Origin of the sequence: uncultured Aliivibrio sp., from assembly GCF_946479765.1 — a bacterium.
In the GTDB taxonomy this organism is placed as follows: domain Bacteria; phylum Pseudomonadota; class Gammaproteobacteria; order Enterobacterales; family Vibrionaceae; genus Aliivibrio.
In genome coordinates, this window is the sequence record NZ_CAMLHO010000001.1 from 93,776 (window position 1) to 113,126 (window position 19,351).

The following is a 19,351-nucleotide window of genomic DNA, read 5'->3' on the forward strand; positions in this document are numbered from 1 at the left end:
TCCACATAAAATCACTGATTAATTTTAAAAATATTATTGAATAGCATTATGACGAATAAAGTTTTGAACAACATTGTTATCTATATCATTGAAAGAGTCGTAACTATAATCTCTGGTTTATTATGCTTTGTTCTGATTGCAAGAGCATTTGGTCCAGCTGACTTGGGCGCTTTATCAACTGTACAGTCGTTATCTGCTACCTTAATGTTCATGGTTACGCTAGGGCTAGATCGTTTCATTGTTAAGGATTTAGTTGAAGGAGAAGTACCTAACAAAGCTATTGAGTATACTGCGACTACCATCAGGTTTTTAGGGTGGCTTCTCTACACAGCCTGCCTTTTTCTCCTTACCTGGTATTGGAGTAGTGAACCTATATATATATACATCGCAGCTATCGAATCTATTACGACTTTTTTTATCCATGTCATCGTTGTACGATATAGTTTAGAGTCTAAACGTAAAGCAAAAGAACTTAGTATTTCACTAATTATTTCAAGAATTATTAGCTTGATATATGTATATTTAGCCATCCGATTTCAAGCAGACCTCTTGATAACCTGCCTTTTTCTTCCAATACAAAGCGCTATTAGATTATTTCTCATGATTTATTTCTATAATTTAAATAGTCAAACAGTAGAGAAATTTACATTTAATAAAATTTGGGCATGTGAGAATCTAAAACGAGCTTTTCCAATTATGCTTTCTGGAGCTATATTTCCTATATTCATTCAAGCTGATGTGCTCATGATCTCATACTATTTAAATGAAGCACAAGTTGGCTTATATTCGGCACCAATGAAACTTATATTTCAATCGAGCTTTATCGGCGTAGCGATTATGTCAGCCGTCTACCCCCTCTTAGTTTCTCGAAATAAAGATGGTGAATCAGAATTTTTAGATGTTGCTATAGTGTTTGGCAGAGCAATGCTACTTCTATCAGTCTTTTTTTCCTTCCTCTTATTTTTTACTTCCGAATACATAATTCTTATTATGTTTGGCAATGGCTATCAAGAATCTATCGATGTAATGAGGATTCTTTCCATTATTGTTGCGATTGTTATTCCTTCAAAACTTTTTAGCTCAGTCCTTATCATTAAAGGATTGTCAAAGTATGAACTTCCTAAGGCAATTTTCGCAGTTTTATTAAATGTTTTTTTAAACTCTATATTAATACCCTTATATTCAATTGAAGGTGCAGCAATATCATCTGTAATAGCTTATGTTTTTTCTGATTTTGCCTTTTACTTTCTCGTAAATAAATTAGCCATCGTCAGATTTGTGATTATAAAATCATTATATGGATTAAACTCCCCTCTATTAACCATAAAAAAACTATTAGGATCTAAGCTTTGAAAATAGCAGCAATTGTATCGACGATCGAGTTTCAAAATAGAGCAACGATAGAAGCTATAGCAAAAAAATATGGCAACATTGATGTTTTTGTAAAAATTAATATCAAAGATATTTTTAAGAAAAAAAGCAAATCCGAATATGTAGATATTAAATATATATATTCTATTTTCCCAGAAAAGTTAAGACGTAGAAAGTTATTTGAAAGCCTTGAGTCTTTATATTCAAAAGTTATCATAGCTCCTCGATTGCGTAAATATGATACAGCATTATTGACAAATACTCATGTTGCTTACTTAATTCCTATTTTACGTAAAAAGAAAATAATTTCGCTCTTCGTCGACCCATACTCTATTATGAATAATGGTTCGACAGCTAAAGATGAAATATTAATGGCAACGAAATCTGATTATTTACTGTGTACAAGTAAAATGCTAGCTAGTGATTATTGTAAGAAACACTTAGGAATTGATGTAACAGGCTATTACTGGCCAAATACGGCCGATCTTTCACGCTGGGATATATCATTATTTAAAAATATGGCCATTCAATCTGGTGATATTACAGCTGGCTATGCTGGTAATATGAATGAAATAACTATTGATATAATTCTCATTAAAGAAGTTGTCGCTCATTTTCCACATGTTAAGTTTCGCTTTGCTGGAAATATAAATTTTAAGAGTGAATATGAACAATTGCAATTTATGGACATTTTCTCTTATGCTAATGTAATATACTTAGGTTTTGTTCCTTACGAAAAGATTCAGCAAGAAGTTGCAAGTTGGGATTTGTGTTTAATGCTGGATAACATTTTTGAATTGTCACAATATGTTCATCATAATAAAGTTTATCAATATCTTGCATTGGGTAAGGCCGTTTTAGGAACTAAGACTCATCAAGATTATGAAGAACTGCATGAGTGTGTTTTAGAATCAGAAACCATTGATAGATTTATTGATAATATGAACTATGCTATATCTATTGCACGATTACCTATTGAAGTAAACAAAAGAATACTCCTTGCAAAAGAAAACTCTGCTGATAAGAGAGCTGAAAGATTTATAGAACTAATTTCCGATTAAAGTAATCAATGATGATTTAACCACAAAACATCATACTTGTTATTCTTATTTATAGTTGCTTATTTAACTTATAGGATTCGCATCAAAGATGCATGGTAACACCTATTTTTAGTTGTGAAGTTTAATAACAATACCATAATCATCTCATTACCAACGAGTCATACTAAATTTCAATATTACTTAATATATAAATACAATACTGAAAACGATTATATATATTGAGGTTCCTCAATTATTATCTATTAAGTTATTTAAAGGACGAAATAATGACATTACAAAAAGTTAACTATTTTAATAACATAGATGAATCCAATTTACCAAATCTATTTAATCGAATTATCAAACGAGATATAGACCCAAAGGATTATTATTGATGTTTACTAACTCCCTATATCAACGTTCTCCGGTCTTTATCCAGAACCAACTTATTTCACTCCGATCATTAATCAGAAAGATCTTAAGAGAAGGAAAAAATCAAGCCTCTCTTTTGGATGAAATACAAAAAAATGATCTTGATACGTCGGTATTGAATTCATTTGCTCGCGCCCAACTAACTCACACATTAACACAAGCGACAAAACATGTTCCTTTTTACAAAAAGTTCATTCTGTCATCAAAATGCGAGCTTCTGGATTTTCCTATAATAAATAAAGTAGATATTAAAGATAGCGCGGATGCTTTCTTAGCCGATAATCATAATGGTGTTGTTATTTCTGGAGCCACAAGTGGCACCACTGGTACTCCGCTTGTTATTAAGCAAAATATGACATCGGTTATTCGAGAGCAAGCTTTTGTTGCTCGTCACCTCAACTGGGCAGGATTTGAATCTGGCGATAAACGAGCGTGGATCCGTGGCGATATGATCGTCCCTCTAGAACAAAAGCAAGGTCCGTTTTGGCGTTATTCTTGGTTTGAAAATATGATAATGCTGTCCTCTTTTCATATGGCACCAAGCAATCTACAAAGCTATATTGATGCAATGGTTGCACATGGAGTGCAAATAATACAAGCCTATCCATCCTCGATTGTCACTCTTGCTAAGCACTTAGAAATAAACGACCAGTATTACCCAAATAAGTTGAAGTCCATCGTAACGTCATCAGAATCTCTTAGCCAAGAAGATAAAAAACTTGTAGAAAAACGCTTTGGTTGTGTCGTTTTTGATTGGTATGGTTTGTTTGAGCGTGTAGCTGCCATAGGAAGTTGTGAGCATGGTAATTATCATATCTTAACCGATTACTCTCACGTTGAACTTGTAGATGCAGGAGATGGACGACATGAAATTATCGGCACTAATTTTAATAATGACCTTCAACCTCTCATTCGTTATCGAACAGGTGATCATGTTTATCTCTCAGAAAAAACATCGTGCCCTTGTGGACGAGTATTCCCCATCATAGATCGAATTGAGGGTCGTATTGGTGATTACTTAATCGGAGAAGATGGACAAAAAGTGCATATTTTGAATCATATTCCAAAAGGTGTAGACGGGCTTATTGCGACACAATTTATTCAAGATGACCCAAAACGTATTGAAGTACAAGCCGTTGTCGATAGTCGTTTATTTGATCAACAGCAAGAACACATTTTGATTGAAAATACCAAAGAGAGATTAGGAAAATCAATGGATGTCTTTGTCACTATTGTCGATCAAATACAAAAAACAAAAAATGGTAAGACACGTCAAGCCATTTGTACACTATAGGATCTATATGAAATTAAAAAAAATAAAACATGTGCTATTAGATCATATTCGGTTTTACTATCACTTACTATTAAACGAACGCATGATAATAAATATCAAACGATTCAAATACTCAAAAAACAAAAAAACATCATCAACTATAAACAAAGAACTTAAAGAATTACGAAACTATTGGGGATGCATACCGACTCAATATTACACTCACGATTTTTATTCAAAATGCAGTACCTTTGAACCTGAAGAAATAAAAAAATACATACCTTCTTATTATTTTTATAAAGTCATCGTTCCACAGTATGACAATGTTAATTCCGTTATTCCTATTGTCGAACATAAAATAAAAATGACCCAATATTTTAAAGAAATAGGGTTAAAACATTCAAATGTAATCATAGCAAAGAGTGGAAATAAACTAATTACTATCAACAATAAAGAGCTATCAAAAAAAAGCATCGATAATATTCTCAATTCATTATCGTGCGAAAGGCTATTTATAAAACCCGCACTAGGAAGAGGCGGTAAAGGCATTGTTATTGCTAAAAAACAGAGAGAAGGCTACCTCTTTAATGGAAAAATCATCAATTATGATTATTTATCATCGCTTAAAGGAGACTATGTAATAGAACCAGGGATTAAGCAGCATCCATATATAGCTAATATCTACCATAAAAGTGTCAACACAATTCGAGCGATTACCGTTAGACATGATGACGGGCGGGTTGAACTTATTGCTGCAACATTACGAATGGGCGTCGGTGGAAAGGAAATTGATAACGGTTCTTTGGGCGGTATTATGATAGGAGTTGACTTATCTACAGGTAAATCATTAAGGCCATTTGCAACATATAGCATTGGAACTGAAAAGTTTTTTCATCACCCTGATTCAGGATTCGATTTTTCATCATTCCAAATGCCAAATTGGGACGAAATCAAAGATGATATTATTAATTCCGCTGAAAGATTAACTTTATTAAACCTATCAGGCTGGGATATAGCTGTAAAAGATTCTGACATTGAGATAATTGAAGTCAATACATTATTTGGTATTGATCTCACACAAGCTAGCGTTGGGGGTGTAAGAGACTTTTTTTTACAAGGTGACCCTAAAAATCACCAGAACATATATAACTATAAAGGGATGTAAAGTGAAAAATAAAATACTCGTTATAAGTGTCAGCAATTTAGCGAAAGGAGGTGTTGCTACCGTCGTAACAACATTTATGGAAAATGAATATTTGAACACTAACTTCGATATTCACTACTTTCACTCTAACGACCCAAAAAATCTCATATCCAAATGGTTTAGTTTTTTTATTTCCTGCCTATACTTCCCTTTCTTTTTATTAAAAGGCAATTTTCAAGTTGCCCATATACACGGCTCACTAAAAGGAAGTTTATTAAGGAAAAGTTATTTCTTACTATGGCTTAAAATATTCAATACCCCAATAATCTATCAATGTCATGCTGCTGAAGTTGAAGAATATTTCAATTCAAAAAGCGAGTTCCAATTAAAAGTTATTAGAACGATATTTTCCTTATGTTCATTGCGGCTGTGTTTAGGCTCAAATGGGGCTCAATTATTCGAAGATAAAACACTCCAAAAGTGGAATATTCTTTTTAATCCAGTACCTGAATTAGATATCTCAAAAATGAACCACAACACATGTAATTTCACCTTTATGGGTGAATTATCTCAAAGAAAAGGAATTCATGATCTACTAAAGGCCTTCTCTCAATCTGATCATGAAAATGCAAAACTGTTCGTAGCAGGTAATGGTGATATCGATGATTTGAAATCACGTTGCCGTGAACTCAAGATTGAAAATAATGTTTCCTTCTTAGGCTGGATCAATAACACCGAGAAAAAAGAGTTATTAGCGAAAACAGACGTTGTCATCTTACCTAGCTATGCAGAAGGGTTGCCAATGAGTATCTTAGAGGCGATGTCCGTCGGCTTGCCCGTCATTACCACACCCGTAGGCTCTGTTGAAGATGCCATTACTGATCATGTACATGGTTTACTCGTAGACCCAGGAAATATAAATGGCATTTGCTCAGCTATAAATGAACTTGTTTCTGATAAAGAAAAAAGAGAATACTTAGGAAGTAATGCCAAATTAAAATTTCACCAATCTTTTGAAGTCCACGTCGTCGCAAAAAAACTGGCCGAATACTACACATCATTAATATCTAAGAGCTAACTAATGAATAGTCGTTTAATTAAAATCTCAAATGCATTGCAGTTATCTGCCACAAATAATGACTATGCTGGATATGACCCTTTCGATGGATTAAATAGTCATATTTTCACTCTTTTTCCCTCTTTAAAGAAAGGGATCACCGGTCTTGCGTGGATACAGATCCACAAACGCTTACCATTCAACTTACGTCCCATATTGGGAATTCAACGTAAACGTAACCCAAAAGGTATTGGCTTATTTATTTTAGGTTTACTTGAAAACTACAAGTCGACAGGTGATCAAGCGCATTTAACCGAAGCCATATATTTAGCGGATTGGTTACTTACCCAGCAAGGTGACCATTCAGTATGGGATCACGCTTGTTGGGGTTACCATTTTGATTGGAATGCGCGTGCATTCTTTGTTCCAAAAGGGAAACCAAACATCATAACCACCATTTATGTATCTCAAGCGTTATATGCATTAAGTGAAGTAACAAAACAAGATAAATACCTCAATCCAGCGTTAGACAGTGCTCACTTTATCGTGAAAACACTATATAAAGAATTAGATGGAAGAACGTATTTTGCTTACATCCCAGATGAAGATGCCTTCGTACATAATGCGAGCTTATGGGGAGCAGCTTGGGTAGCAAAAATAGCAAGTCTGACCAACAACACCGACTATAAATACTTGGCATTAGCGGTTGCAACCCAGTCAGTAAAAGAGCAGCAAGCAGATGGCTCTTGGGTTTATGGTGCCCGCCACCATCATCAATTTATTGATGGATTTCATACAGGTTATAACTTGGAAGCTCTACAAATATTAAGTGATGCACTGAAAATTAACGACTTTGATGATGCTATCACGAAAGGACTTCAATACTATAAAACGCACCTATTTGAAGCCGATGGTACTGCTAAATATTACAATACTAATAAATACCCTCTTGATATGCATTGTGTCTCTCAAGCGATCTTCACTCTCCTAAAAGTAGGGAAGACACCTGAAGATGTCGCAATGGCACACAAAATTGTCAACCGTTCGATTGAAACCTTGTATTTACCTAAGCAACAACGCTTTATTTATCAAAAGAATAAATTTTTTACCAATAACGTAGACTACATTCGATGGACTCAAGCTTGGGTGTTCTACTCATTTTCTTATTTACATTGCCACACTGATACCACACAGATATCTGATAATCATTAATAGGGACATCAACAATAATGAAACGCATTGAATTTCTTGGCACTCCAATGGATGTAGCGACAATGGAAGAGACGGTGTCTCATATTGAAAACCAAGTCGCACAAGGCTATTTTTTACAACATGTCGTTGTTAATGTTGCAAAAATCGTCAACATGCAAAAAGATCCGATTTTGGCTGAATCAGTTAAAGCGTGTGATGTGATTAATATTGATGGCATGGGAGTGGTCTTTGGTGCGCGTTTTTTAGGACACGATATTCCTGAGCGAGTTGCTGGGGTTGATCTCTTTCATGAGTTACTGAAAATGAGTGCGAAACGAGACTTTCCAGTTTTCCTATTAGGCGCAACTGATGATGTAGTTACAACTACCTCCACAAAAGTGAAATCGTTATATCCAGATCTTAATGTCGCAGGCTTTAATGATGGTTATTTTTGGGATGATGAAGAAGCCGTAGTGAACAAAATACGCGAGTCTGGGGCAAAATTGCTGTTTGTTGCTATTACTTCCCCTAAAAAAGAAAATTTCATCAATAAATGGCAAGATAAATTAGGCGTTGATTTTGTAATGGGCGTTGGCGGTACTTTTGATGTCGTAGCAGGAAAAGTCAACCGAGCTCCTAAATGGATGCAAAATGCAGGGTTAGAATGGCTATATCGCGTGATTCAGGAACCACGGCGCATGTGGAAGCGCTATCTAGTAACCAACTCTACGTTTGCTTGGCTACTGCTAAAGAGCAAGCTAGGCAAGAAAAGACAAAACTCGTCTTACGCCTCTCATCAATGATTTATAGCAATAGCTTAGATTAATCACTTTTTTATTTAAAGGATTGAAAATGAAAAAAATACTTAGTGCAAGCTTAGTTCTGCTTAGTTCTCATGCTTCCGCCATAACCACAGAATACAGTGCATTAGTTTTTGAGGATTTCACTTCTCCTCACTCTGCAAATATGGGACCTTTAGCCATTGGTAATAATGCTGATTTGAATGGCTACAGCATTATGTATGATGATATTGACTTTCCTGCTGAAGATTATTCATTAATTGTTGGTGGCGATTTATCATATAAAAATGGCCGCGTATATCAAGGCAGTATTATCGTTAATGGCGATATATCTAAGGTATCTAAAAATATTTACTTAGGTTTAGCTGATGATGCTACGATTAAAGGCTCTTCAGAATTACCTATTGACTTTAAACAGTTAAAAACACGTAGTCTTGATTATTCACTACAATTAAGCCAAAAGGAAAATATTGGCACCATCGCCTACCAATGGGGAGGTATATATTTAAATGGTGACTGTAATAGCGACATTCAAATATTTAACCTAGATGGTTATAAATTAGAAAAATCTCACACATTAGCACTAAACTGTATACCTGATAATGCGACTATTATTATTAACATTAGTGGCAATAAACCAAATTTCAAACCTTTAAGTAATATTAGCTTAGCTGATTTTATTCCTTTTCGTCAAAAGACTATCTTTAACTTATATGAAGCTACCTCATTAAAAATCTCAGGTGTTGCGCTTGAAGGTCTTGTTTTAGCTCCAAAGTCCAATATACACGCTCCATCTGGCTCATCTAATGTAGGCATTATTGCCAACAGTTGGAAAGGCTCTATGTATTTAGGTTACCTTCCATTCATAGGAAACTCCCCTATAGAACCAGACCCAATTAACGCTGAGTTAAAATGGCACTGGCAAAGCAGCGAATTTATGCCTGAGTATACTCAGGTAATGGGAACCCCTCTTGTTTCACAGTTAAACGATGATAATAACGATGGCATTATTGATAGCTCAGATGTTGCAGATGTGATTGTGGTTACTTTTGAGGGAAGTCAATATACCAAACCAGGTATCGTCAGAGCACTTAGTGGTATTGATGGTAAAGAGCTTTGGGATTATAAAAATGGCGCAGTCTACTCTGACCCTCGCCATACACCTGCATTGGCTGACTTAGATAATGATGGCTTAATTGATATAATTGTGTCAGATCAAGCAACGAACGAAATACGCATCATCACAAATGAAGGCGAGATAAAAAAAGTTATCTCCAGAGATGATAAATCAACAGGAAGTATTAGTATTGCCGATCTCGATGGCGATGGCGTTGCTGAAATCCTAACTGGTACCTCAGTTTATAACTACTCTTCCGGCTTACTTTACACTCTTAATGGATTTAAACCTGACTACTCTGTATTTGATGCAGACGGAGATGGTATTCAGAATATCTTCGCAAGTGGTATGCTTTATGATGCTTTTGGGAATAAACTTTGGTCATATGAGGGGCATGATGTCGCATGGTTCTCTTCAATCGCTAATCTCGACCAAGATCCTCAACCAGAAATCGTTGTTTCCATTCCTGGCTTATTTGCCACTTCGCATTCTATCGCTGTATTGGAGCACGATGGCACAGTTAAATGGGAAAAACGAAACATCTCAGCTCATGGTGGTGGAGCTCAAGCTGTTGGTGCCTTCCTTGATGCGGGTAAACCTGGCATTGCTTATTCTGGCTATGAAAAGTTAGTGATGCTGAATGCCGATGGTGATCTTGTATGGGATATCGAAATTGATGACTTTGGCAGCGGTAAAATAGGCGTAACAGCCTTTGATTTCAATGGCGATGGTCGTGATGAAATTATTTATCAAGATCATAATAAAGTAGCCATTTTGGATTCCCTAACCGGTAAGACATTATTTGAAACAGCAAACTCTACCGGAACACTTTGGGAATATCCTATTGTTGTCGATCTTGAAGGGGATGATAATGCCGAATTGATCTTTGTCGCGAATGATTACTCATCAAACTGGAATACTCATACAGGTGTACGTGTATTTGAATCAGCCTCAACTAAAAAACCATGGAAAGGTGCTACTCGTATCTGGAATCAACACTCCTATCACCAAACAAATATTTCACAAGAAGGGAAAATTCCCTTGATTGAGAAGCCAAGTTGGCTTTTGAATAACTCTTATCGCTCAAGCACACTAAAATAAACTAACCATATTGAGCTTGGAATATATTACTGCCAAGCTCAATCACTTATTTACGTTCCTATTTATAAAATATCTCACATTCATAATTAGAAATGTAAACTTCAGTATTGGTTATAGTTAATATTTTTAAACTCTTACATTTCAAGTTAAAAAGAATATTACACAACAATGAAAATTAATTTACTAAGTGCCATATCATTTTTATTTGCTTTGTTACTACTTTGTTCTGGCTATCTGTCTTTACAAAGTGTGTTTATCACCAACGCAATAGAATCAAGATTGGATTATTTCTCTAACTATTCAGCCCCTGCTGTACGTGAAAATGATACCAAATTCAGAGAACCTAATCCTAGTTCACTAACAACATCTGCCCATCAATTGAATAGTTTTGTATTATTTAGCCAATGGGTTTCTTACCTTCAAAATACAAATTTAGAATCAACTCATGAAATAGTTCTATTGAGTGCGAGTAGCCATATTAGACCAACATGGTCAAATACCTATGTTGAACTGGCTAAGCTCTCAAAAGATGCACAGCAGGCTTATCAATATCAACAGTTAGCGATACTATTTGGACCTTATTCACCTTCCAGTCGTTTACTTTATATTGATAATACGTTTACTCACTGGCAAAATAGAGAGGTTTCACACCAAATAAAGGCTTCTCAATCTCTTATCGAAATAACTAAAATTTGGCGTCATCGATCTTCACTAAACCAAATGATCGCTCATTCCAAAGGTAAACAACGCCTTTGTAACATGTTAAAATTCAATGAATTAAAGGTGCAAGCTTGTGGGTAAGATAGATAAAACACCCTTCATTATTCTTATGCTTTTAATCTTTCTATTTGGCAGTGCTTCTATTTTTAAATCATCAGGTATATTAGGAAATGAAATACATTCTGTTGAAATCGCAATTAATGGCGCTATTTATCTACATTTATGCGCATCTTTACTCTTAGGGGCTTTTTGTCGTCTAGCTACTAAACATAATATATGCCTAGGCTTACCTCCAACAACTATCCTCTTAGTTCTATTGGTGATAATAGATGAATCTCTTCAATTTTTTATTCCATTACGACAATTTTCTTGGTTAGACATGCTCGTAAACGTATTTGGCGTACTGGCCGGAACTTATACTATTAATGTAATTTTGCGGCTCAGATCAAATATAAAAAATTTATCCTAATAATATTGTGCATTTACACAGTTAATTTAAAACTTTTTCTGTATATCTATTATCAATTTTTTACTCACTGAAATAGTACTAATTTAAAGGGAATATTATGAAAACTTCCGCGACCATATTGAGCATTATTTCTATTGCTTTCTCATCACTGACCTTTGCTTTTAATAAGCAAGAGCAACACGATTTTATCAAATCACAATTAGGTAATAACCCTAGCGAGTTAATATACCAAAATATTCTACAAGCTTATCCCGAGCTTGCCCCTAATATTTTATCGGTACTGCTTAATCAATACATTGTAAACAATCAAAAAGCCATTGAATCCGCAATGCGGTCTGCGCCTAATAAAGCGCTAGAAATAGCACAAATTGCTCGTGATGCAGGAATAAGTAATGAAGATATTACCTTGGCTGCTCTATTGGCAGGAATAGACCCGACACTAATTTCGGAAGCGTCTGCGGCTGGTGTTCAAACGGTTGAAGTTAACAACGCACCGCCTTCTCCTCCTTCTGTTGGAGGGCAAGGTGGTGGTGGTATCGGCGTAATTTCCCCGAACTAGGTTATTCTTTATATATTGCCTAATCACAAATAATAAATTGCTAATACTATAATGAAAGCCCAGCGTATGTTGGGCTTTTTATCGTTTTATATTAATGAGCTACCACATGCCTACCCTTGAGAAATATTTATTTTATTCACTACTCGCTCTCATCATTTGGCTACCGATCCCACTTGGGAGTAATCGGCCCTGGGCTTGGGCTATTGCTGAAATATGGATCGCCATACAATCAATAAGTCTGATTATTGCCTATCGTGGAAATTTGCCCTTCACGCTCGTAAGGCATTATAAATTCCTATTGTTTGGTCTGGCTTTATTTCAGTTATGGGTTCTTTTCCAAACTCTTCCGCTTCCTTGGGGGTTACTTACATTTTTGTCTCATAAAAGTGCGGAAATATATCAGCTGGTTGGTGCCCAAGAAGGGTTTATCTCTCTTGATTCTCGCATAACGCTCACCTCATTTCTTAGAGGGTTGAGCTACACCCTACTAGTACTCAACGCGATTTTTTTAGTTAACTCCAGTCAACGTATCAAACAAGTCGTATTAATCATCGTTGTCAGTGGAACCTTACAAGCCTTCTATGCTGCGATGATGGTTCTATTAAATATGACGGAAAGTCCAATATTTGGATTCCCAGAAAAAGGCATTGCTACGGGCTCTTTTGTTTATAAAAATCATTTAGCTAATTACCTTATGATGGCTCTTTCTATGGGCCTTGGCTTAATTGTAGCTCAGCTTCATACTAGTCCTTCTGGCTCTCAGTTTGTATTTATCAGGCGGATACTAGAAGGAATGTTAAGTCAAAAAATGTATATTCGTTTATGCCTAGTTATCATGGTTATTGCATTGGTAATGACTCGTTCCAGAATGGGAAATACGGCTTTTTTTGCTGCAACAACCATCGGAGGGATCATTGCATTACTTTTTTACAAACAAAAACCTCGCGCACTGATCGTGCTGGTTGGTAGTGTGATAGCCATCGATACTATTATTGTTGGGGCCTTGTTTGGCCTAGAAAAAGTGAAACAACGTTTAATTGATACATCATTAGCAGAAGAGTCTCGTGACCAGGTCGTCATTTGGTCACTTGATATTATTCGAGATTTTCCATTCACCGGAACTGGAATGGCAAGTTTTTATACTGTGTTTCCTATGTATTCAAACGCTGATATCGGTTTTTATGACTATGCACATAACGACTACATTCAATTTATTGTCGAAGCCGGTATTCCTGCAACCCTACTCCTTGGCTCAATTGTTCTTTATTCGTTTTGGCGAGCATTAGTGAGCATTAGAACACGACACAGCAGAACGATGAAAGGTATTGCCTTAGGCTCTATCATGACAATTATAGGTATGCTGATTCATATTAGTGTCGATTTCAATCTTCAACCGATGGCTAATGCCGCTACGTTTATTTTGATATTATTTCTCGCCAATGCAACGACGGTATTGCCGGCTGTAGGTCAATTAGGCGTTCAAAAAAATGAAGACTCACATTTAGAAAGTGGACGTTCTTATGTTTAACCGTATCCTTGTTGTGTGCACAGGAAATATCTGTCGATCCCCTATCGCAGAAGTCTTATTAAAAGCAAAACTTCCCAATAATACTGTTGAATCAGCGGGCATCTCTGTCACGAAAAGTAATTTAAATAATGCGGGTGCTCACCCATATTCACAGCAAGTATGTAATGAGAATGGTGTTGATATTTCACGGCATAGGGCACGCCAATTAACACCTGAACTTTGCTATGACTTTGATTTAATATTGGTGATGTCCCATGAACAAATTGAAGAGGTAGCTCAATTGGCTCCTTTGTCTAGAAGTAAAACAATGTTGCTCGGATATTGGATTGGTCAGGGAGAGGTAATCGACCCTATCCACAAACCTAAAGAGGCATTTGATTTATTATTCAATACCTTGAACCGAGCAAGTCATGCTTGGAGCCAGAAACTAGAAACTAGAAACTAGAAACTAGAAACTAGAAACTAGAAACTAGAAACTAGAACGCTCCGCTTCTATAAGAGCAGAAGCAATCTTCTTTTGCTCTTATAATATCTAGTTAGCGAAGCGTATAGTTTCTAATCTTTCAATAACTTACTTAATCAACTCAACCGCTTCTTTCGCCAATCTCGTTATTTCAGCCCAATTTTTAGCAGCAATCGCCTCTTTTGGTAACATCCAAGAACCACCGACCGTCGCTACGCACTCTAACGCTGTGTAATCATTAACGTTCTGTGGATTAATGCCACCAGTAGGACAAAACTGAACTTGCGGTAACGGTGCTGCCATCGCTTTTAAAACAGATGGGCCACCAAATGCACTCGCAGGGAAAAACTTAAGATGTGTGTAACCTAACTCAATCGCACGAATGACTTCTGATGGCGTAGCTACACCGGGGATCAATGGTACATCAGCCGTTTTTGCATGAGCTAATAAGCTTGGCGTGAAACCTGGAGAGATAATAAATTTAGCACCGGCTTCTACGGCTTGATCGTATTGCTGAGTACTAATTACCGTACCCGCACCAACCAATGCTTGTGGCATGGCTTTACGAATCGCTGTAATTGCCTCTAGAGCAACCGCCGTTCGTAATGTAACTTCAAATACATTAATGCCACCAGCAGCTAAAGCTTGAGCCATTGGTACTGCATCTTCCAGCTGTTCGATAACCATAACAGGGACAACAGGTGATGCACTAAATACGTCTGAAGGCGAAAGGTTCCAACTCATATTCTTTTAGCTCTCTATTACTCAGTTTAATTGACGCCGATATTTTACGCTAATTTCATTTCAATAGCTCTGATAAAGGTGAATTATCACGCATTTTCACTGTCCTATGGCATACTAGAATCCACGTTAATCCTGCAAGGTAAATAGAATGAAAACATCATTACTGGCTTTAAGTACTTTATTATTTTTAGCAGGATGCAGTCAGCACTCGTCCACGCCGGACTCTCATCATTCACCAGAGAGCACACAAGCCGCTAAGCAAAAAGTGCCTCATACTTTTATGCTGCGTGGCACGGTAATTATTGGGCACGAATCCCAAAGTATCCAACCTTGCAGCAGCGATCAACAATATTGGATAAACCTATCACCAGAACAATGGCAAGCCAGTAATGACATTCAATCTTCTCCTTATCAAGCTATGTATGGGGAATTAATTGGTCACTTTGAAGCACCACCAAAAGGTGGTTTTGCAAATGATTACCCCGCTCGCTTTGTGGTATCGCAAATCAATACCTTAGTCGCTGGTGAAGGTGCATCTTGTCAGAGAAAAGTACAACCGACCAAAGCCTTTGGTAATGAACCATTTTGGAACTTACAAGTTATCAATGGTGAATTAGTTTTCGCTGAAATGGGAAAACCAACACAGAAACAGACAATCATTGACCAAACATTTAGCGTCACTAAGCGCCATTATAAAAGCGATGATTTTTCATTAACCATGACCAAAGGACTATGCAAAGACAGCATGGTTGAGTCAATTTACGGATGGAACTCTGAAATAGAGATCAAAGGTAAAACATATCAAGGGTGCGCTACGCTTGCAGCCAAAGACACCACACAACGCTGGGTAAACACCTATCAAGGCACCAGTTCAGTGGGAGATTCAGGGTTAACGATTGGATTAATACTTGGTTCAGACCACTCTGCAATAACCACTTACGATTACAATACTGATGAGCCTCAGCTGGTTGAAACTGGCGTTTGGCAAGCAACTCAAGATGATAAACTTCACGTCTTAATGAGTCGCCATCAGCGCCAATATCTGATTTCTGAGCGTACATTCTCACAACAAGGTAATCAAATATCCGCAGATAAAGAGACGGTCAATGGCGTCACCTTCCCTATTCAATCAGGGCTGACTCTTTACTCAACGAGTGGTACATTGAACAAAAACACATTAAACCAAAGTACATTGGATAAATAATCATGGAAATTAGCTCTTCTTGCCCAACATGTGGTTTTGTTCATAACTGCATTTGTGGTTACCAACCAAGCTTAGACTCACAGGTTGAATTTGCACTGCTGTATCACGAGAATGAACTCAACAAGCTGACTAATACGGGTAAGTTATTACTTAATAGCTTACCTAAAGCTAAAAGCTATTTATGGCAAAGAAAAGTGGAACCTACAGAGCTTATTAACAAGATAAACCAAGAAGAGGTTGAGGCTTGGTTATTGTTTCCAAGTGATGCTCCTACACTCAGTTCAGATTACCCACAACGTAAAAACTCAAACAAAAAACAGCTGTTTATTTTGTTAGATGCAACGTGGCAAGAAGCAAAAAAAATGGTGAATAAAAGCCCTTGGTTAAAAACGTTACCTTGCCTTGAACTTACACCAAATGAAGCCTCTCGCTACCATTTACGTCGTAATCAAAGCCAAGGGAACTTATGCACTTGTGAAGCGGGAATTGAAGTATTAGAGATGGTAAAAGAGCCTGCGAATGCACACGCTCTTTCTTGTTATTATGATCAATTTCTAGCGGTATATCAGGCTGAGCGCAGTGGTCATCGTTTAAATTCACCATCAAGTTAACTAGAGATCTAGTGCTTTAGGTGCGCCTAAAAAGTAACCTTGTAAATAATGTATTCAACAATAGTCATACCTCTTGGTTGGGTTCAAACTCAGCCACTACTTTGGCATCAAGCGTATATTGGACTTCAAAGAACGCGTCAAAAAATCGGTAATGACTTACTGAACCATAACAACCAAAGGCAATGACACAATTATATTATACTACGCATTAATTCCTGCTACGTAGCCACTTGACCATGCCCATTGAAAATTATAGCCACCAAGCCAACCACTGACATCCATTACCTCTCCAACGAAATAAAGACCCGGTACCTTTTTCGATTCCATTGTTTTAGAAGACAGCTCATCGGTGTTTACCCCACCTAGCGTTACTTCTGCCGTACGATAACCTTCTGTACCATTAGGCAAAACTTTCCACTGATGGATCAGAGTGCATAATTGCTCTTGCTCTTTATTGTTGACTTGTTTTAGAGAGCGTTCTTGAAAAACCGTCGTATTTAATAACGTTTCTACCACTCTTTTTGGTAACAGCTTCGCCAATGAATTTTTAACGCTTTGATTTGGATGAGCTTCACGCATCTTATCTAATTCCTCAGACAAGTCGTTATTAGGTAATAGATCTATCATTACTTTTTGACCAGCACTCCAATATGAGGAAATTTGTAGAATAGATGGGCCAGATAAACCACGGTGAGTAAACAATAGGTTTTCTTTAAAACTATCGCCACTTTCAGACTCAACCACCACTGGAACAGCGATACCTGACAGCTCAGAGAAGGCTTCTTTGTCTTCTTTATGTAATGTAAATGGCACAAGTCCCGCCGATGTTGGAACCATAGACAGACCAAATTGTTCAGCCAATTGATAACCAAATGGGGTCGCGCCTAGCTTCGGCATAGATAGACCACCCGTTGCAACAACCAGTGATTCACACTCTATAGTCTCAGTGTCCAATTTAAGCGTAAAGCCAGACTCTTTTTTCTCTATGCTATGAACATCACAATTGTAACGGTAATTAACCCCTGCTAATTCGCACTCTTTAAGCAGCATACCGACGATCTCTTTGGCTGAATCAACACAAAACAGTTGCCCATGATCGCGCTCTTCAAACTCAATTCCATATTTAGATATCATGGAGATAAAGTCCCAATTGGTGTATTGGGATAATGCAGATTTCACAAAATGCGTATTGTTACATACGAAATTATGCGCAGTGACATCATAATTGGTAAAGTTACAGCGACCACCACCAGAGATCAGGATTTTTCGGCCTGGCTTTTTCGCATGATCGACCACCAATACACTGCGACCTCTTTTGCCTGCTTCTGCTGCACACATTAGGCCTGCTGCACCAGCGCCAATAACCACTACGTCTACTTTTTTCATCTCACTCTCACCCCAAATTCAATTGGCAGGGAGTGTACTATTATCAGCTCTAGATGCCCAAACTAATTACTAAGAAAAACACAGCAACACTCACGAGTAATAAGGCACTAGATAGCATAAAAAGATAACGTGCTTTTTCGCATTTAAACACAAAAAGGGTGTCGTAATGGTCCAGATATTCTTCTTGCCATAGGTACTGAAATAATTTGGTTTGCTTACCGATGTTACCGTGAGTAGTAAAGAAACTTCGCCCATCCACTTGTTGATACAGCATAGGATGTACTTCTTTCATTACAAAAAGAAGGGTTTTGAGCGTGCTCAAATAACGAATAATGTTAATACACGTTACTGAAAATAATGCTAATAATATAAGGTCGCCACTTATCATAATCACCTCTGACATACTTGTCTTATGTGCTTAGTAAGTAACGACCCAATACGCTTACATGCCTATAAAAAGCACTCTACGCTTACTACATGTGGGGAATTTGAAACTTACCCAGCAGTGCTATCCATAATAGATGTTGAACCAGATTTAGCTAATACTGCTAAATCTTTATCAATAAAGAACAATGCTTTACCGTCTTCACCTACTAAATCAATTTTATCTAAAATACCTTTGAATAATTTTTCTTCTTCGTGCTGCTCTGCAACATACCACTGAAGAAAATTAAACGTTGAGTAGTCTTGTGAAGTAAACGCCACATGAGCCAATTTATTGATCTCTTGTGTGATCATTTGCTCATGTTCAAGAGTGGTTCGAAATACATCACCTAAGCCAGAAAACTCTGATTGCGGTGCTTCAATCGTTCCTAAAATAGGCATTGCTCCTGTCTCGCTTACATAAGTAAACAGACGCTGCATGTGCTCCATTTCTTCTGTCGCATGCGCCCTAAAAAATGAGGCTGCGCCATCAAATCCTTTATCTTCACACCAAGCACTCATTTGTAAGTATAGGTTAGATGAGAAAAATTCTAGGTTAATTTGTGCATTTAGATGGTCGATCATTGTTTTTGCTAACATATTCACGTTCCTTTATGAGTAATATTTGTTAGAAATTCATACAACTATAACATAACTCACCTATAGCTTGATTAATCAATAATCATCAATCAGAACGAGATCTAAGCGACAAAAAAAG

19 protein-coding genes are annotated in these 19,351 nt (G+C 36.9%); 15 read left to right on the forward strand and 4 right to left on the reverse strand.

Annotated features, from left to right (window positions below; all coding sequences use genetic code 11):
• Positions 1-48: 48 nt before the first annotated feature.
• The 13 genes from Q1K78_RS00445 (at position 49) to Q1K78_RS00505 (ending at position 14,247) form a co-directional block, all read left to right on the forward strand.
• Positions 49-1,353, forward strand: coding sequence for a flippase (locus Q1K78_RS00445; protein WP_300173201.1), 1,305 nt, complete (start codon positions 49-51; stop codon positions 1,351-1,353).
• Entirely contained in the window at positions 1,350-2,432 is a 1,083-nt protein-coding gene (locus Q1K78_RS00450; RefSeq protein WP_300173203.1) for a hypothetical protein, read from the forward strand. Before Q1K78_RS00445 ends, Q1K78_RS00450 begins: the two co-directional genes overlap by 4 nt.
• Before the next feature lie 373 nt (positions 2,433-2,805).
• Positions 2,806-4,137 carry a phenylacetate--CoA ligase family protein gene (locus Q1K78_RS00455; protein ID WP_300173206.1) on the forward strand — a complete coding sequence of 444 codons (1,332 nt, stop codon included), beginning with the start codon at positions 2,806-2,808 and terminating at the stop codon, positions 4,135-4,137.
• 7 nt (positions 4,138-4,144) lie between these two features.
• Complete coding sequence (locus tag Q1K78_RS00460) at positions 4,145-5,281, forward strand: sugar-transfer associated ATP-grasp domain-containing protein (protein WP_300173208.1); 1,137 nt, start codon at positions 4,145-4,147, stop codon at positions 5,279-5,281.
• A gap of 1 nt (position 5,282) precedes the next feature.
• Positions 5,283-6,338 (forward strand): glycosyltransferase family 4 protein, encoded by a 1,056-nt coding sequence (locus Q1K78_RS00465; protein ID WP_300173211.1) that lies wholly within the window; start codon positions 5,283-5,285, stop codon positions 6,336-6,338.
• A 3-nt stretch (positions 6,339-6,341) separates the two neighbouring features.
• On the forward strand, positions 6,342-7,529 hold the full coding sequence (locus tag Q1K78_RS00470; RefSeq protein WP_300173214.1) for an aspartate-semialdehyde dehydrogenase: 1,188 nt from the start codon (positions 6,342-6,344) through the stop codon (positions 7,527-7,529).
• A gap of 17 nt (positions 7,530-7,546) precedes the next feature.
• On the forward strand, positions 7,547-8,311 hold the full coding sequence (locus tag Q1K78_RS00475; protein WP_300173216.1) for a WecB/TagA/CpsF family glycosyltransferase: 765 nt from the start codon (positions 7,547-7,549) through the stop codon (positions 8,309-8,311).
• Between the two features lie 49 nt (positions 8,312-8,360).
• On the forward strand, positions 8,361-10,526 hold the full coding sequence (locus Q1K78_RS00480; protein WP_300173219.1) for a choice-of-anchor A family protein: 2,166 nt from the start codon (positions 8,361-8,363) through the stop codon (positions 10,524-10,526).
• Between the two features lie 168 nt (positions 10,527-10,694).
• Complete coding sequence (locus tag Q1K78_RS00485) at positions 10,695-11,327, forward strand: hypothetical protein (RefSeq protein WP_300173221.1); 633 nt, start codon at positions 10,695-10,697, stop codon at positions 11,325-11,327.
• Positions 11,320-11,715 (forward strand): VanZ family protein, encoded by a 396-nt coding sequence (locus tag Q1K78_RS00490; RefSeq protein ID WP_300173224.1) that lies wholly within the window; start codon positions 11,320-11,322, stop codon positions 11,713-11,715. Before Q1K78_RS00485 ends, Q1K78_RS00490 begins: the two co-directional genes overlap by 8 nt.
• Before the next feature lie 97 nt (positions 11,716-11,812).
• The gene (locus Q1K78_RS00495; protein WP_300173226.1) at positions 11,813-12,274 is read left to right on the forward strand and encodes a hypothetical protein; all 462 of its coding nucleotides are present in this window, start codon (positions 11,813-11,815) and stop codon (positions 12,272-12,274) included.
• Positions 12,275-12,647: 373 nt separating this feature from the next.
• The gene (locus Q1K78_RS00500; protein WP_366899235.1) at positions 12,648-13,802 is read left to right on the forward strand and encodes an O-antigen ligase family protein; all 1,155 of its coding nucleotides are present in this window, start codon (positions 12,648-12,650) and stop codon (positions 13,800-13,802) included.
• A complete protein-coding gene (locus Q1K78_RS00505) occupies positions 13,795-14,247 on the forward strand; it encodes a low molecular weight protein-tyrosine-phosphatase (protein WP_300173231.1) in 453 nt (150 codons plus the stop codon). The genes Q1K78_RS00500 and Q1K78_RS00505 overlap by 8 nt, the downstream gene beginning before the upstream one ends.
• 126 nt (positions 14,248-14,373) lie before the next feature.
• Here the strand turns inward: Q1K78_RS00505 and Q1K78_RS00510 are convergent, their stop codons facing one another.
• The gene (locus Q1K78_RS00510; RefSeq protein ID WP_300173233.1) at positions 14,374-15,009 is read right to left on the reverse strand and encodes a bifunctional 4-hydroxy-2-oxoglutarate aldolase/2-dehydro-3-deoxy-phosphogluconate aldolase; all 636 of its coding nucleotides are present in this window, start codon (positions 15,007-15,009) and stop codon (positions 14,374-14,376) included.
• Positions 15,010-15,157: 148 nt separating this feature from the next.
• On the opposite strand from Q1K78_RS00510, the gene Q1K78_RS00515 reads away from it, so the two are divergent.
• Both Q1K78_RS00515 and Q1K78_RS00520 read left to right on the forward strand, forming a co-directional pair.
• Complete coding sequence (locus Q1K78_RS00515; protein ID WP_300173236.1) at positions 15,158-16,213, forward strand: hypothetical protein; 1,056 nt, start codon at positions 15,158-15,160, stop codon at positions 16,211-16,213.
• Positions 16,214-16,215: 2 nt separating this feature from the next.
• Positions 16,216-16,824 (forward strand): tRNA-uridine aminocarboxypropyltransferase, encoded by a 609-nt coding sequence (locus Q1K78_RS00520; protein ID WP_300173238.1) that lies wholly within the window; start codon positions 16,216-16,218, stop codon positions 16,822-16,824.
• A gap of 201 nt (positions 16,825-17,025) precedes the next feature.
• Here Q1K78_RS00520 and Q1K78_RS00525 read toward each other — a convergent pair whose 3' ends face one another.
• The 3 genes from Q1K78_RS00525 to ftnA all read right to left on the reverse strand — a co-directional run bounded on the left by Q1K78_RS00525 (position 17,026) and on the right by ftnA (position 19,233).
• A complete protein-coding gene (locus Q1K78_RS00525; RefSeq protein WP_300173241.1) occupies positions 17,026-18,210 on the reverse strand; it encodes an NAD(P)/FAD-dependent oxidoreductase in 1,185 nt (394 codons plus the stop codon).
• Positions 18,211-18,259: 49 nt separating this feature from the next.
• Positions 18,260-18,598: a universal stress protein UspB gene (uspB, locus tag Q1K78_RS00530; RefSeq protein WP_300173503.1), complete on the reverse strand. Its 339-nt coding sequence runs from the start codon at positions 18,596-18,598 to the stop codon at positions 18,260-18,262.
• A 107-nt stretch (positions 18,599-18,705) separates the two neighbouring features.
• Positions 18,706-19,233 (reverse strand): non-heme ferritin, encoded by a 528-nt coding sequence (ftnA, locus tag Q1K78_RS00535; RefSeq protein ID WP_300173243.1) that lies wholly within the window; start codon positions 19,231-19,233, stop codon positions 18,706-18,708.
• Between the last annotated feature and the right edge of the window lie 118 nt (positions 19,234-19,351).